Consider the following 14,161-nt stretch of genomic DNA (forward strand, 5'->3'; position numbering starts at 1 on the left):
GGCGGCCGTTCTCGCGTCTGCCGGCGGTCAGGCGTGCTGGGCGGCCCAGTGCGGGCTCTGGATGAGGCCGAGCAGGTTGCCGAACGGGTCGCTGACGGATGCCGACCACCAGCCTTCGCCGCGCTGGGTCACCGGGTCGAACGCCGTCGCGCCGAGCTCGATGAGCCGATTGAACGTCGAGCGGACGTCGTCGACGTGGATGCTCATCAGTGCGCCCCCCGGCTGGGCGAGCGCCGGACGGAACCGGGCGTCCATGAGGGCGAACTCGTCCTCGTCGTCGCCGAAGCGCCACTCCGCATACTGCACGGGGCCCTGCTCAGGGCGGACGAAGTACGGGGGAGTGCCGAAGACCTCGGCGTACCAGGCGACGGCAGCGGTCATGTCATCGGCGACGAGGTTGAGATTGGCGAGTCCACGGAACATGTTCTTCTCCTTCATCGGTGGGGCTGTTTCTTCTATGCTTCCGGGTGAAGTGATCACCAAATGATCACTTCAGAAATGAGTTCGGAAATGCGCGCCGACCGCCTCATCCAGGCGCTCCTGTTCCTCCAGGGGCGCCCCCAGGTGACGGCATCCGAGCTCGCTGCAGAACTCGAGGTCTCCGTGCCGACGGCCCGGCGAGACCTGGAGGCGCTCGCGATGTCGGGCGTCCCGATCTATCCGACACGGGGGAGAGGGGGCGGCTGGCGACTGATCGGCGGCGCGCGCACCGATCTCACCGGACTCACTCAGGGCGAGGTGAACTCGCTGCTGGTGGCGCTCACGCAGAGCGGAGCGGCGACGCCGGAGAGGATCGCCGCGATGCGGAAGCTCGTCCGCGCGGTTCCGGAGCCGTTCCGGGAGGGCGCACAGCGCGTCGCGGTCTCGACGGTGCGCGAGGCGCCCTGGGGTGTCACGGAAGACGACACCCCTCCCCTGGTCGTGGCGGAGCTGCAGCGGGCGATCGCCGGGTCCGTGCAGGTCGCCCTGCAGTACGACGGCTCGTCCGGTCGGAGCGAGGCGGAGGTCGTCCCGCTGATGGTCGGCAGCAGGGGGCCGCGCTGGTATCTCATCGCCGCCCCGGTCGTCGAGGGGACGGATGCTGCGGACACCCGACGGCTGCGGACCTATCGGGCGGATCGGATCCTCGAGCTGCGCCTGCTGGGGCTGCGGGGGACCGCCCCTGCCGAGTTCGACGGGGCGCTCGCCTGGGCCGAGATGGTGGAACGGGTCGAGGGATTCCGCGGCGCCGTGCGCGCCGTCGTGCACGTCGAGCCGTGGGCGGTGAAGGCGATCGGCGATCGGTTCGGGGTGCAGGCGCGGATGATCGACGGACAGCCCGACGGCGCCGGCCGCGTGCGGATGGAGGTCAGTGCCCACCGTGCCGACGCGCTCGCCGAGCAGCTCGCCGGATGGACCGGTGTCGCCGAGGTCGTGGAGCCGACCGAGGTGCGATCCGCTCTCCGTGACCTCGGGGAGCGGATCGCGGCCCTGTACCGGGGCTAGGAGGCGTCCGGCTCAGGCGTGCTCCGCAGATCGGCCAGAAGGAATCGGCCGAAGAACGCGAGGCTGTCCTCGTCGCCGTTCTCCACTCGCTTGAATGCCTTGTTCACGATGTTCGACTGGGCATCGTCCCCGGGTGCGGAGATCGCGAATCCGAGAGCCCGCGGAGCGTCGAACTCCTGCATGAGCGGGTTCTCCTCCGGTGCGTGCCAGCGGAACCCGTGGTTCCGCACGAACACCTCGCCTGCGTAGAACCCGGCGCACGCGGTGACCTCGGCGGTGCGCTCGCTGCCGCGCTCCTCGAACTCGGCCAGGATGCTGTCGACATCCTCCAGGCTCCTCACCGAGTAGTCGAGCGTCACATCGGTCTCACCAGCGAAGACGTCGACGAACCACTGGGCCAAGGCGGGGGCCGATGCGATCTCGAGCGGCGCGGGGAGATCGAGCTCACGGCCGCCGTACACCGTGCCCCAAGGGATCTCGTCCTTCCATTCCTGTCGCGCGTTGGGCAGCGGCTCGTCGGCAGGCTTCTTCTTGCGGCGGTTGAACAGACCCATGGCGGGGATTCCTCACTCTCGTGGATTCGACCCAAGTCAAACATCACCCCCTCCGCGAGCCGTCGAGGGACCCGATATACCGTGTCCGGAGCCTCGGTGATCGGTCGTTCCGCTGATCGGGTAGACTTGTGTGGTTTGTGCGACGCTTCTGCGCGCGCAGACGACCACGACCCGGAGATGCCGGGCCCGTGGGAGAAACGGATGCTCCGGCATCCGGTTCGATGAAAGGAAAGAGAATGGCACCGAAGAAGAAGGTGACCGGCCTGATCAAGCTTCAGATCAACGCCGGTGCAGCCAACCCGGCGCCGCCGATCGGCCCCGCGCTCGGTCAGCATGGCGTCAACATCATGGAGTTCTGCAAGGCGTACAACGCCGCGACCGAGTCGCAGCGCGGCAACGTCATCCCCGTCGAGATCACCGTCTACGAGGACCGCAGCTTCACGTTCATCCTGAAGACCCCGCCTGCTGCGGAGCTCATCAAGAAGGCCGCCGGCGTGCCCAAGGGTTCGTCGACGCCCCACACGGTCAAGGTCGCGAAGATCACCAAGGACCAGGTCCGTCAGATCGCCGAGACCAAGCAGGCTGACCTGAACGCCAACGACATCGAGGCCGCCTCGAAGATCATCGCCGGCACCGCCCGTTCCATGGGCATCACGGTCGAGGGCTGAGGAGAATAATCATGGCTAAGTCCAAGGCTTACAACGCTGCCGCCGAGAAGATCGAGGCAGACCGTTTCTACACCCCGTCCGAGGCAGTCGCCCTCGCGAAGGAGACCGGCTCCGCGAAGTTCGACTCGACCGTCGAGGTCGCGCTGAAGCTCGCCGTCGACCCCCGCAAGGCCGACCAGATGGTGCGCGGCACCGTCATCCTTCCCCACGGCACCGGCAAGACCGCCCGCGTCATCGTGTTCGCGACGGGTCCGGCCGCTGAGGCCGCGATCGCCGCGGGCGCCGACGAGGTCGGTGGCGCCGAGCTGATCCAGAAGGTCGCCGACGGCTGGACCAACTTCGACGCCGCGGTCTCGACCCCGGAGCTCATGGGCCAGGTCGGTCGTCTCGGAAAGGTCCTGGGTCCGCGTGGCCTGATGCCGAACCCGAAGACCGGCACCGTGACCCCGAACACGGCCAAGGCCGTCGAGGAGATCAAGGGCGGAAAGATCGAGTTCCGCGTCGACAAGCACGCCAACGTGCACTTCGTCGTCGGCAAGGCCTCCTTCACCGCCGAGCAGCTGAACGAGAACATCGACGCAGCGCTCGAGGAGATCGTGCGCCTCAAGCCGTCGAGCTCGAAGGGCCGTTACATCCAGAAGGGTGCGGTGTCGACCACGTTCGGCCCCGGCATCCCGCTGGACGTCAACGCCATCTGAGTCTGACTCACCGAAACGCCCCCGGGTCCGCCCGGGGGCGTTTCTGCGTCCGCCGCCCGAAACCTGACGTCATCGGATGCATCCCGCGGCGGCGGGGGCGCGTACTGTGGATGGGTTCCATCAACGCGCCACAGCCCTGCGCACACCGCACCCCAGGAGGGTCCATGTCTCGTCGCCTCATCGCCGTCACGGCACTCGTTCTCACCGCCGCCGCGCTCACCGCGTGCAGCGGCGCGAGCGCACCGGAGGAGTCGAGCGCGAGCGACGACAGCGGCACGGCATCCGACTTCGGTCTCGTGAAGGACGGCACGCTGACGGTCGCGACCGAGGGCACGTACCGCCCCTTCAGCTTCCACGACGACAACGGCGCCGGAGCGCTCACCGGGTACGACGTCGAGATCATCGAGGCCGTGGCCGACAAGCTCGACCTCGACGTCACCTTCGAGGAGACCCAGTGGGATGCGATCTTCGCGGGGCTCGATGCCGGCCGCTTCGACGTGATCGCGAATCAGGTCACGATCAACGACGAGCGCACGGCGAAGTACCTCTTCAGCGAGGCCTACACCGTCTCGCCCGGCGTGATCGTGGTCGCCGAGGACGACGACTCGATCTCGTCGTTCGCCGATCTCAAGGGCAAGACCACGGCGCAGTCGCTCACGAGCAACTGGAACGACCTCGCCACCGAGTCCGGCGCCACCGTCGAGGGCGTCGAGGGCTGGGCCCAGGCCGTCGAGCTGCTGCGTCAGGGACGCGTGGATGCGACCATCAACGACAAGCTCACGTTCCTCGACTACGAGACGACCAACAGCCCGTCCGGGCTGAAGATCGCTGCCGAGACCGATGAGGCCGGCGAGCAGGCCTTCGTGTTCACGAAGGACAAGAAGAGCCTGGTCGAGGCCGTGGACGCCGCGCTCGAAGAGCTCAGGGCGGACGGCACCCTCGCGGAGATCAGCGAGAAGTACTTCGGCGAAGACGTCACGCAGTAACCCATGGAACCGACGTCGCCCTGGCAGCTGTTCCTCGACTCGCTCGGCCCCATCGCTCTGGCGGGGCTGACGGCGACGGTTCCGCTCGCCCTGGCGTCGTTCGCCCTGGGGCTGGTGATCGCGGTCGGCATCGCCCTGATGCGGATCTCGGTCAATCCGCTCCTCTCGGGGATCGCTCGGTTCTACATCTCGGTCATCCGTGGCACCCCGCTGCTCGTGCAGCTGTTCGTGATCTTCTACGGCATGCCCTCGATCGGCATCACGATCGACCCGTGGCCGAGTGCGATCATCGCGCTCTCGCTCAACGTGGGCGGCTACGGAGCGGAGGTGGTGCGCGCGGCCATCCTCTCGGTGCCTCAGGGGCAGTGGGAGGCGGCTTACACCGTCGGCATGAATCGCACGCACACGCTCACGCGCGTCATCCTGCCGCAGGCGGCGAGGGTGTCGGTTCCGCCGCTGTCCAACACGTTCATCTCGCTCGTGAAGGATACGTCGCTGACATCGCTGATCCTGGTGACGGAGCTGTTCAAGGTGGCGCAGCAGATCGCGTCCACGACCTACGAGTTCATGATCCTGTATCTGACGGCGGCTCTGGTCTACTGGGTGTTCTGCCTGGTGCTGTCCGCCGGCCAGAGTGCCCTGGAGAGGAGGCTCGACAGCCGTGTCGCACACTGACCCCGCTCTCACGCCCGCGGCGGCGCCGCTGCTCACCGCGCGCGGCCTCCGCAAGAGCTTCGGCGACAACGAGGTGCTGCGCGGCATCGACCTGACGCTGCACCGCGGCGAGGTCCTCGTGCTGATCGGGCCGAGCGGCTCCGGCAAGACCACCGTGCTGCGCGCGCTCAACGGACTCGAGACGCCGGATGCCGGCACGATCGAGGTCGCCGGCGGACCGGACATCGACTTCGCGGCGTCGGGGGTTCCTGCCCGCATCGCGAAGCAGCAGCGCCTCGCCCTGCGCGATCGTTCGGCGATGGTGTTCCAGCACCACAATCTCTTCCCGCACTTCACCGTGCTTCAGAACGTCATCGAGGGACCCTGGCGCGTGCAGGGAAGACCGAAGGACGAGGTGGTCGCCGAGGCGCGGGTGCTGCTCGACCGCGTCGGCCTGAGCGACAAGGCGGATGCTCGTCCGCATCAGCTCTCCGGCGGGCAGCAGCAGCGGGTCGGCATCGTCCGTGCTCTCGCGCTCAAGCCCGACCTGCTGCTGTTCGACGAGCCGACCAGCGCGCTCGACCCCGAACTCGTCGGCGACGTGCTCGTCGTGATCAAGGAGCTCGCCGACGAGGGATGGACCATGGCCGTGGTCACCCACGAGCTGAGCTTCGCCCGCGAGGCCGCGGACCACGTGCTGTTCATGGACGGCGGGGTCGTCGTGGAGCAGGGCGCGCCGACGCAGTTGTTCACGGCACCGCAGCACGAGCGCACGCAGCGCTTCCTGACTCGCATCATGCGGCCGCTGGACGGTGCCTGACAGCATCGCAGGGATCACAGCGCCACGAGAGTGGCGCACAGCAGTGCGACGGCGAGACCCTGCAGGACCGATCGCACGTCGATGATCGACTCCCACCGATTGTGCAGGGCGCGGGCGTCGTCGGGCACGGAGTCGGCGAGAGCGGCCGCCGTCAGCGCCTTGTTGATGGGCTTGGAGATGCGGGCGAAGAGGACGAGCCAGACGAGCAGCATGATGAGTGCCGCCGCGGCGAAGGCGCCGGCCAGGATCGAGCCGGCGACGATGGCGAGCACGGCGGTCGCGGCGGAGAGCACCACGCCGAGGATTCCGACCACCGGCAGGCGTCGATCCCCGTAGTAGTGGCCCCGCCCGACCGTTTGCACGAGGGTGCGGTCGTCGACGTCGGCGTACACGCTGCGCAGGACCACGGCAGAGAGCACGTCCGTGCCGAAGATCACGGCGACGCTGAGGATGGCCAGGGAGGCCGTGATGCTGATGAAGAGTTCCATGGGAGAGCCTTTCGTTGGGTTAGCGGCGCTAACCGTTAGCAATGCTAACCTAGAGGCATGAGCGGACGGATGCAAGGCCAGGAATTCGAACAGCGTGAGAATCGCATCGTGGCGGCCGTGCGCAGCATCGCCGAGGAGGAGGGGTGGTCCGCCGTCACCGTGCGTCGGCTGGCCGATGTGATCGGATTCAGCCAGCCGGTCCTCTACAAGCACTTCCCGCGAGGTCGTGATGAGATGGTCGAACGCGTCGTGCTCGACGGATTCTCGCGCCTGCTCGGCGACCTCGAAGCAGCCTCACCCGCCTCCTCGGAGGACCCGCTGCCCGGCACGGTCACCGCGTACCTCCGGTTCGCGCGCCGCAATCCCGCCGTCTACGAGGCGATGTCGACAGCGCTCACGGGCATCGTGTTCGCGACCGAAGAGACACCCCAGGTGCTGCGCGACGGTTTCGAGGTGATGCGCCGCAGTGTCGGAGACGGCCCCGATGCCACCGTGCGCGCGGAGCTGCTCTGGGCGACGTTGCACGGCATCAGCGAGCTCGCGCGACACGGGCGCCTCGACCCGCATCTCGAGGACGCGCGCCTCGAGGGGATACTGGGTCTGTTCGGCTCCCGCTCCTGAACGACGGGACGGTGCGTGCTCAGCCTCGCAGGACCGGGAGCACGAGGCTCACGGCGAGCACGATCATCACCACGGCGATCGCCGCATCGAGGATGCGCCACGACAGCGGAGTGCGCAGCCAGCGGCCGAGGTAGCGGGCGCCGAACCCGAGAGCGGTGAACCACAGGATGCTGGCCGTCACCGCGCCGGCCGCGAACAGCCAGCGCTCCTCGCCGTGGGTGGCCGCGATCGACCCGAGCATCAGGACCGTGTCGAGGTAGACATGCGGGTTCAGCCAGGTGAGGGCGAGGACGGTCAGGACGACAGGGGCGAGTCGGGTGCGCGTCGCCGTCGCGGTGCCCCCGCTCGAGGTGCCGGAAGAGGTGAGTGCCGCGGGATCCGTGACGTCGGCGGCATCCGTCTTCTCCACATCCAGGACGCCATCGCCGCCCCGCCAGGCGCGGCGGGCGGCGAGCAGGCCGTACGTCAGGAGGAACAGCGCTCCTGCCCAGCGCGCGACGACGACCAGCCACGGTGCGGCGGAGATCACGAATCCGAGTCCGGCGACGCCCGCGATGATCAGCACGGCGTCGGACACCGCGCAGATGACGACGACGGCCAGCACGTGCTCGCGGCGGATCCCCTGACGCAGCACGAACACGTTCTGCGCACCGATGGCGATGATCAGCGAGAGGCCGAGGCCGAGACCGGCAAGAACGGAGAGCATGCTCTCAGAGTAGGAAACCATTGGCGACAGCACCAGCGAAGATTCCTATTGAACCATTAGCATCACTAATGTGAGGATCGATCCGGAACTGGCCGCCACCGTCGCCGCGGTGGCGGACGAAGGCACGCTCGATGCCGCCTCCCGCCGGCTGCGCATCACCCCGTCGGCCGTCAGCCAGCGACTCAAGGCGCTCGAACAGCAGCTCGGTCGCATCCTCGTCGTCCGGACGAAGCCGGCGACCCTCACCGAGGCGGGGGAGGCCGTCGTGCGCCTGGCGCGGCAGATCGCCCTGCTCGAGCACGATGCGCTCGCCGGCGTGGGCGTCGACGACGGCGACGGATCCCGGCGTACCAGCATCCCGCTCGCGGTGAACGCCGACTCGATGGCGACCTGGTTCCTGGCGCCCCTCGCACGGCTGTCCGCTCGACATGGGATCGACTTCGATCTGCACCGCGACGATCAGAACTTCACGGCACGGCTGCTCGAGTCCGGCACCGTCATGGCGGCGGTCACGAGCGAGGCGAGCCCCGTGGCCGGATGCTCGGTCGCACCGCTGGGCATGATCGAGTACCGGGCCGTGGCCGCACCCGCCTTCGCGGAGCGCTGGTTCGCCGACGGCGCCGACCGCGCGGCCCTGGCGGCTGCCCCGTTCGTCGACTTCGATCGACGTGACACCCTGCAGCACGAATGGCTGCGCGCGCAGGGCGTGCCGCATCAGGGGGTTCCGCGGCACTATGTGCCGGCATCGCACGACTACGCGCTGGCCGTGCAGCTCGGCTTGGGGTGGGGCATGCTCCCTCGGCTGCAGGAGGTGCCGGGACTGGTTCCCCTGGGCGGGCCGCCGCTGCGGGTCAAGCTGTACTGGCAGCAGTGGAACCTGCGCTCCGACCTCCTCGACACGATCGCGGCCGAGGTGGCCGACGAGGCGCGACGGATCCTGCAGGCCTGATCGGCGTGCTGCCGGATCAGGTCGTGGCGCCAGGGCTGACGCCGGACGCCAGGGCGTGCAACATCCGGGACAGGTTCCCGATGTCGTCGATGCTCCAGTCCTGCAGCGTCTGCAGCAGGACCCCCTCCTGGGGAAGACGTGCCGCCGCGAGGCGCTCGATGCCGAGTCCGGTGAGTCGCAGCAGCGAGGATCTGCCGTCGCGCGGGTCCGGAGAGCGCTCGACGAGACCGAGCTCCTCCAGTTCCCGGAGGGTCCGGCTCACCTGTCCCTTGTCCATCAGCATCCGCTCCGCGAGCGCCGACGCGGTCACCGTCTCGCAGTGGGCGATCGTGGTGAGCGTCTTATAGGCGCCCGGGAGCATGCCGGGGCTGACCCGGTTCGCGTTCTCCATGATGATCCGGCGGAAGTTCGTGATCAGCCCGCTGAACTCCGCCTCGAGGGAGCGGACCGCGTCGGCCCGCTCCTCGGGGGACTCGGCGGTATGCTCAGCGGCGGTCATCGGATGCCGCATCGCCGCGGCCGTCGTTCGACCGGGTGACCACCGTGACGCTGCCCGTGGGTGCGCCGGAGAGGGCGGTCGCGTCGGCGATCGCGACGTCAGCCGCGTCGTCCACCGGCGAGCCGGTCTTCGCGGCATCCGCGTGCGCCCTCTCGCTCGTCGTCATGGTCGTGAGAGGACGGTTCGGCAGGAACAGGATCGCGATGAGACTGATCACCGCGAGCGGGATGCCGATCAGGAACGCGTGCGAGATGGCCTGCGCGTAGAAGTCCTCGATGATCGAGCGGACGGGCTCGGGGAGGAGGCGGACCTCGGGGAGCGTTCCACTGGAGAGCTGTGCTGCGACCTCTGCGCCCTTGTCGCCGAGCTTGGCGATGGCCTCGCCGATGCGCTCCTTGCCGTCGCTGAAGAGCCCGGTGAGGCTGTTCGCCAGCACGGCGCCCATGACCGAGACGCCGACCGTGCCGCCGAGGCTGCGGAAGAAGGTCACTCCCGAGCTCGCCACACCCATCTCGCTGGGCTTCGCGACGTTCTGCACGATGAGCACGAGGTTCTGCATCGTCATGCCGACGCCCGCACCCATGGCGAACATGTAGAGCGAGACGAGGAAGAAGTTCGTGTCGTAGTGCAGGGTCGACAGCGTCACCGAGCCGACGATCAGCAGCACCGAGCCGAGGATCAGGTAGCCCTTCCACTTGCCGAAGCGGGTGACCAGCTGACCGACGACCATCGAGGCGATCAGGAGCCCCGCCATCATCGGCAGCGTCATCAGGCCGGCCTCCGTCGGCGTCGCGCCGCGGGAGAGCTGCATGTACTGCGCGAGGTAGACCGAGGTGCCGAACATCGCGACGCCGATCGAGATCGACGCGAGCACCGACAGTGTGAAGGTGCGGCCCTTGAACAGTGAGAGCGGGATCAGCGGCTCGCGCACCTTGAGCTCGACGATGACGAAGGCGACAGCGGCGACGATCGCGCCGCCGACCATCAGCACGGTCTCGGTGCCCCACCAGTCGAAGCTCGAACCCGCGTTGGTGATCCAGATGAGGATCAGGGATACCGCCGCCGAGAGCAGCACGATGCCGGTGTAGTCGATCGATGCCTTGCGGGTCCGTGCCGTGCTGATGTGCAGGGTCTTCTGCAGGATGATGAGCGCGGCGATCGCGAACGGCAGGGCGACGAAGAAGTTCCAGCGCCAGTTCGCGGCATCCGTGATCCATCCGCCGAGCAGCGGGCCGCCGACCGTGGCGACGGCCATGACAGCACCGAAGAGACCCATGTAGCGGCCGCGCTCGCGCGGGCTGATGATGTCGGCCATGATCACCTGGCTGAGGGCGGCGAGCCCGCCGCCGCCGATGCCCTGGACGGCACGGAACGCGATGAGCGTGTTCGTGTCCTGCGCGAATCCGGCGGCGGCCGTCGCGCCGACGAAGATGACGATGGCGAGCTGGATGAGCAGCTTGCGGTTGAAGAGGTCAGCGAGCTTGCCCCAGATCGGGGTGGAGATCGCCGTGGTGAGCAGGGTGGCCGTGATCACCCAGGTGTACGCGGCCTGGTCGCCGCCGAGGTCGTGCACGATGACGGGCATCGAGGTGGAGACGACCGTGGTGGCGATCATCGAGACGAACATGCCGAGCAGGAGGCCGGTGAGGGCTTCCAGCACCTGGCGGTGCGTCATCTTGATGGGGGCGTCCGTGGTCATGTCGGCACCTTTCGGGTAGTCGCGGAGGGATGCGGCGACAGCTCTGGCGCGCACGAGATGGTTGAACTTCGTCAACTATACGCACATCGTTGACAATGATCAACGATCTGTTCGAGGCGACTGCGCGCGATGTGCGTTCTTCGTGCGCAGAAACAGCTTGTCACCTGGGATTTGCCTGGGAGACTGAAACCGGCGGAACCGTAGGTCTCGGAGGAGGGGCCTCTGGTTCACGCCGTCGACCGATTCCTGAGGGGGACGACCATGGTCAAGAAGCAGAATCAGCGGAAAGTGCTCGCGGTGCTCGCGGGCGGTCTCGTGCTCGGTGTCGGCGTCGCGGTGACGCTCGCCGCCTGGAACGATTCCGAGTTCGCGACCGGCACGTTCACCGCCGGCGCGTTCGACCTGGAAGGCTCGACGACGAGCGCGACCGGCGGATACGCGAGCCACAACACGGGAGCCACCCCTCCGGATGCTGCGGCCACGCTGGTGTTCCAGCTCCCGGCAGTGGCGAGCAACATGGCGCCAGGGCAGACGGTCTACGCGCCGTTCTGGGTGCGCCTGGCTGCGAACACCACGACGGATGCCGATCTCGACGCCGCCGGAGTGACGGCCTCTCCCGATGCCTCATCGAACGCGGAGAACCTCTCCTACACCGTGTACTCGATCGATGCGGCGGCCACCTGCGATGCCGCAGGCATCGCAGGCGCGGACGTCGTCGCGTCGGGGGCGACGCTGAGCGCGTTCACTGCGGGCACCACCGAGACCCTGGCGAACGGGACCCCCGTCACCGCAGCAGGCACTGCCGTGCAGCTGTGCTTCGAGGTGACTGCGGGTACCGGCCTGACGCAGGGCGAGGCCGCCACGGCGACGTGGCAGTTCACGGCGACCTCGACGAGCTGATCACGTGTCGACCCGCAGAGACGTGCGGGAGGCGAGGCGACTCCGCTCCCGCCGAATCCGTGCTGTCCTGGCGGGAGGACTGGTGCTGGGTGTCGGGGCAACGATGACGCTCGCCGCATGGAACGACTCGGAGTACGCCACAGCGACGTTCACCGCCGGCACCTTCGACATCGTCGGAGCCGCCGACGGCGCCACGTTCGCGAGCCACGCCACGGCCGGTGCAGCGGCGGCGCTGACCTTCGTCGCGGCGCCGACCGCCATGGCGCCGGGCACCACCACCTATGCGCTGTACAGCGTGAAGACCGCGAATCCGTCGATCGCAGGAACCCTGCAGTGGTCGGCGGGAACACCCGGCGGCACCGGGCTCGCGACCTATCTGACGTACGGCGTCAAGACGATCGCCGGCACCGCCTGCAACTCCACTACGTATCCGGGTGGGACGGCGGTCGTGGCGGACGGCTCCGCCCTGACCGCGAACGGAACCACGACGCAGACGGTGTCGGCGAACGGCGGCAACCAGATCAACTACTGCGTCGCCGTGACGCTGCCGCTCACGGCTCCGAACGCGGCGCAGTCGCTGACGATGTCGCAGACCTGGCAGGTGCTCGGGACTTCGTCGGCCCCGTGATCGAGCAGAAGACCCAGAGGCGCAAGAGGAGGACGGGATGACGACGCCGACGACGAGACGGAGCCTGCGTGAGCAGCCCGACTCGGTCGGCGTGCCCGCCGCCGCGAGCACGACACCCGCCCGTCACCCGGCGCGCCGCGGAGCGGGGCGGATCCTCGCCGACGTGCTGCTCTGGATCGCGGCCGTCGGCGGCGTGATCTGCATCGTGCTCGTCGTTCTCGCTTTCACCGCGCAGATCACTCTGATCATGTTCCGCACCGGATCGATGTCGCCGACCATCCCGGCCGGATCCGTCGCCGTCGTGCAGCGCGTTCCGGCGAGCGAGATCGCCGTCGGTGATGTCGTGACCGTGGATCGGCCCGATGACCTCCCCGTCACTCACCGCGTCACGTCGGTCGAGCCCGGTGCGAGCGATCAGGAGCGCGTCATCACGATGCGCGGCGACGCGAACGCCGCGGACGATCCGTTCCCCTACGCGGTGACCTCGGTGCGGACCGTCCTGTTCTCGATCCCCGGCATCGCGACGGTGATCGTCGGCATGGGCAACCCCTTCGTCCTGGGCGGTCTCACGCTGGCCGCCACGATCCTCGTCGTCTGGGCCTTCTGGCCGCGGTCGGTCGGCGGATCGCGGGACCGGCGAACGCGAGGCGTCACATGACGAGAAGGCTCATCGCCGGGCTCGCCGCGCTCGCCGCCGCCGGTACCCTTCTGGTGCCGTCGCCGGCGTGGGCCGCCCCGACGACCCAGGTGATCCAGGGAGAGGTGCTGCGGCTCGTCTCGGTGGCGGATTGGGACGCCGCGTCCAGCCTGCTGCCGGGGGTTCCGGTGCAATGGGACGTCGAGGTCAGCGCAGACGCGCCCGACCCCGGCCTCGTGCACATCGGCGTGAGCGCGACCGGTTCGGCGACGCTGCTCCTCGACGTCTTCCTCTGCACGCGCGCGTGGGACGCCTCGGGCTGCCCCGGCGGCGCGACCGCTCTGCGCACCGACTGGATCATCCCGCGCGACGGCGCGGAGATCCGGCTCGCGGAGATCGCCGACACCGAGATCGCGCACCTCCGTCTCGCGATCACCCTCGACCCCGCCGATGCCGGAGGCAGCACCGACATCCGAGTGCATGCGGAGGGCGCGGGGGAGACGGCGGTGGTCGGGCCGGACGGAGGGCTCGCGACCACAGGACTCGCGCCGATCGCACCCTGGCTGTGGAGTGGCGGCGCGCTGCTGGTCCTGACGGGTGCGGCCCTCGTGATCATCCGCCGACGCACCCGGCGCGACGTGGGAGGCGGTGCATGATGTCGCGGGGATGGCGGCGGATGCTGGCCGGAGTCGCAGGACTCTCCGTCCTGGCCGGGCTGGCGATCCTGCCCTCGGCGGAGATGACGGATGCGCAGTTCACCGACAGCGAGTACGCGGCATCGACGACGTTCACCGCCCAGTCCCTGGTGGCACCGGTCATCACGGGCTGCACGGTCGCGAACAACGGCCTGGGCATCTTCCAGAGCGTGACCCTCACGTGGACGGCGCTGTACCCGCTCGCGAGTGTGCGGCTCACAGCGACATCCGGCACGACCACCGGGACGGTGGCATCGGCCAACATCACGGCGAGCGGACCGGTCGGCGGGGTCTACTCCTATTCGGCCACGCTGAATCAGGCCCTGCTCACGAGCCTGGTGTCGAACCTTCTCGGCAGTACGACGACCCTGACCGTGATATCGCTCATCCCGAGCACGTCGTGGGTATCGCTCGGCGCCACGAGGAAGCTGACGATCGCGCTCCTCGGCCTCAACGCGGCCTGCACCGTGTGAG

The 14,161-nt window shown here is 68.6% G+C and carries 19 protein-coding genes; 13 read left to right on the plus strand and 6 right to left on the minus strand.

Features of this window, described 5'->3' with window-relative positions; all coding sequences use genetic code 11:
* Positions 1 to 27: 27 nt before the first annotated feature.
* Positions 28 to 423, minus strand: a complete 396-nt coding sequence (locus ABS642_RS19915) for a VOC family protein (RefSeq protein ID WP_350351475.1) — start codon at positions 421 to 423, stop codon at positions 28 to 30.
* 87 nt (positions 424 to 510) lie between these two features.
* Between ABS642_RS19915 and ABS642_RS19920 the strand changes: the two genes are divergently transcribed.
* Positions 511 to 1,485, plus strand: a complete 975-nt coding sequence (locus tag ABS642_RS19920) for a WYL domain-containing protein (RefSeq protein ID WP_350351476.1) — start codon at positions 511 to 513, stop codon at positions 1,483 to 1,485.
* Here ABS642_RS19920 and ABS642_RS19925 read toward each other — a convergent pair.
* Positions 1,482 to 2,039, minus strand: a complete 558-nt coding sequence (locus tag ABS642_RS19925; protein ID WP_350351477.1) for a hypothetical protein — start codon at positions 2,037 to 2,039, stop codon at positions 1,482 to 1,484. The genes ABS642_RS19920 and ABS642_RS19925 overlap by 4 nt on opposite strands.
* 236 nt (positions 2,040 to 2,275) lie before the next feature.
* Here ABS642_RS19925 and rplK point away from each other — a divergent pair, with 236 nt between their 5' ends.
* From rplK to ABS642_RS19950, 5 genes are all read left to right on the plus strand, one after another.
* Positions 2,276 to 2,707, plus strand: coding sequence for a 50S ribosomal protein L11 (rplK, locus tag ABS642_RS19930; protein ID WP_053097443.1), 432 nt, complete (start codon positions 2,276 to 2,278; stop codon positions 2,705 to 2,707).
* A gap of 11 nt (positions 2,708 to 2,718) precedes the next feature.
* Positions 2,719 to 3,405, plus strand: coding sequence for a 50S ribosomal protein L1 (gene rplA / locus ABS642_RS19935; RefSeq protein ID WP_116635728.1), 687 nt, complete (start codon positions 2,719 to 2,721; stop codon positions 3,403 to 3,405).
* Between the two features lie 164 nt (positions 3,406 to 3,569).
* Positions 3,570 to 4,391 carry an amino acid ABC transporter substrate-binding protein gene (locus ABS642_RS19940; protein WP_350351478.1) on the plus strand — a complete coding sequence of 274 codons (822 nt, stop codon included), beginning with the start codon at positions 3,570 to 3,572 and terminating at the stop codon, positions 4,389 to 4,391.
* A gap of 3 nt (positions 4,392 to 4,394) precedes the next feature.
* Positions 4,395 to 5,066 carry an amino acid ABC transporter permease gene (locus ABS642_RS19945; protein ID WP_282216261.1) on the plus strand — a complete coding sequence of 224 codons (672 nt, stop codon included), beginning with the start codon at positions 4,395 to 4,397 and terminating at the stop codon, positions 5,064 to 5,066.
* Positions 5,053 to 5,865 (plus strand): amino acid ABC transporter ATP-binding protein, encoded by an 813-nt coding sequence (locus ABS642_RS19950; RefSeq protein ID WP_350351479.1) that lies wholly within the window; start codon positions 5,053 to 5,055, stop codon positions 5,863 to 5,865. Before ABS642_RS19945 ends, ABS642_RS19950 begins: the two co-directional genes overlap by 14 nt.
* 14 nt (positions 5,866 to 5,879) lie before the next feature.
* Here ABS642_RS19950 and ABS642_RS19955 read toward each other — a convergent pair whose 3' ends face one another.
* Positions 5,880 to 6,353, minus strand: coding sequence for a DUF1772 domain-containing protein (locus ABS642_RS19955; protein WP_350351480.1), 474 nt, complete (start codon positions 6,351 to 6,353; stop codon positions 5,880 to 5,882).
* Between the two features lie 57 nt (positions 6,354 to 6,410).
* On the opposite strand from ABS642_RS19955, the gene ABS642_RS19960 reads away from it, so the two are divergent.
* Entirely contained in the window at positions 6,411 to 6,974 is a 564-nt protein-coding gene (locus ABS642_RS19960; protein WP_350351481.1) for a TetR/AcrR family transcriptional regulator, read from the plus strand.
* Positions 6,975 to 6,993: 19 nt separating this feature from the next.
* Here the strand turns inward: ABS642_RS19960 and ABS642_RS19965 are convergent, their stop codons facing one another.
* Positions 6,994 to 7,680 (minus strand): LysE/ArgO family amino acid transporter, encoded by a 687-nt coding sequence (locus ABS642_RS19965; protein WP_350351482.1) that lies wholly within the window; start codon positions 7,678 to 7,680, stop codon positions 6,994 to 6,996.
* A gap of 70 nt (positions 7,681 to 7,750) precedes the next feature.
* Here ABS642_RS19965 and ABS642_RS19970 point away from each other — a divergent pair, with 70 nt between their 5' ends.
* Positions 7,751 to 8,629: a LysR family transcriptional regulator ArgP gene (locus tag ABS642_RS19970; RefSeq protein WP_350351483.1), complete on the plus strand. Its 879-nt coding sequence runs from the start codon at positions 7,751 to 7,753 to the stop codon at positions 8,627 to 8,629.
* Between the two features lie 16 nt (positions 8,630 to 8,645).
* Here ABS642_RS19970 and ABS642_RS19975 read toward each other — a convergent pair whose 3' ends face one another.
* Together ABS642_RS19975 and ABS642_RS19980 are read right to left on the minus strand one after the other, a co-directional pair.
* Complete coding sequence (locus tag ABS642_RS19975; protein WP_350351484.1) at positions 8,646 to 9,128, minus strand: MarR family transcriptional regulator; 483 nt, start codon at positions 9,126 to 9,128, stop codon at positions 8,646 to 8,648.
* Positions 9,115 to 10,827 carry an MDR family MFS transporter gene (locus tag ABS642_RS19980; RefSeq protein ID WP_350351485.1) on the minus strand — a complete coding sequence of 571 codons (1,713 nt, stop codon included), beginning with the start codon at positions 10,825 to 10,827 and terminating at the stop codon, positions 9,115 to 9,117. The genes ABS642_RS19975 and ABS642_RS19980 overlap by 14 nt, the downstream gene beginning before the upstream one ends.
* A 261-nt stretch (positions 10,828 to 11,088) precedes the next feature.
* Here ABS642_RS19980 and ABS642_RS19985 point away from each other — a divergent pair, with 261 nt between their 5' ends.
* From ABS642_RS19985 to ABS642_RS20005, 5 genes are read left to right on the plus strand one after another with little or no spacing between them, the layout of a single operon-like run.
* Positions 11,089 to 11,727, plus strand: coding sequence for a SipW-dependent-type signal peptide-containing protein (locus tag ABS642_RS19985; protein ID WP_350351486.1), 639 nt, complete (start codon positions 11,089 to 11,091; stop codon positions 11,725 to 11,727).
* Positions 11,728 to 11,749: 22 nt separating this feature from the next.
* A complete protein-coding gene (locus tag ABS642_RS19990) occupies positions 11,750 to 12,355 on the plus strand; it encodes a SipW-dependent-type signal peptide-containing protein (protein WP_350353471.1) in 606 nt (201 codons plus the stop codon).
* Positions 12,356 to 12,392: 37 nt separating this feature from the next.
* Positions 12,393 to 13,013 (plus strand): signal peptidase I, encoded by a 621-nt coding sequence (locus tag ABS642_RS19995; RefSeq protein WP_350351487.1) that lies wholly within the window; start codon positions 12,393 to 12,395, stop codon positions 13,011 to 13,013.
* Positions 13,010 to 13,648: a hypothetical protein gene (locus ABS642_RS20000; protein WP_350351488.1), complete on the plus strand. Its 639-nt coding sequence runs from the start codon at positions 13,010 to 13,012 to the stop codon at positions 13,646 to 13,648. Before ABS642_RS19995 ends, ABS642_RS20000 begins: the two co-directional genes overlap by 4 nt.
* Positions 13,645 to 14,160, plus strand: coding sequence for a hypothetical protein (locus tag ABS642_RS20005; RefSeq protein WP_350351489.1), 516 nt, complete (start codon positions 13,645 to 13,647; stop codon positions 14,158 to 14,160). Before ABS642_RS20000 ends, ABS642_RS20005 begins: the two co-directional genes overlap by 4 nt.
* The last annotated feature ends 1 nt before the right edge of the window (position 14,161 follow it).

This window comes from Microbacterium sp. A8/3-1 (assembly GCF_040267695.1).
Classification (GTDB): domain Bacteria; phylum Actinomycetota; class Actinomycetes; order Actinomycetales; family Microbacteriaceae; genus Microbacterium; species Microbacterium luteolum.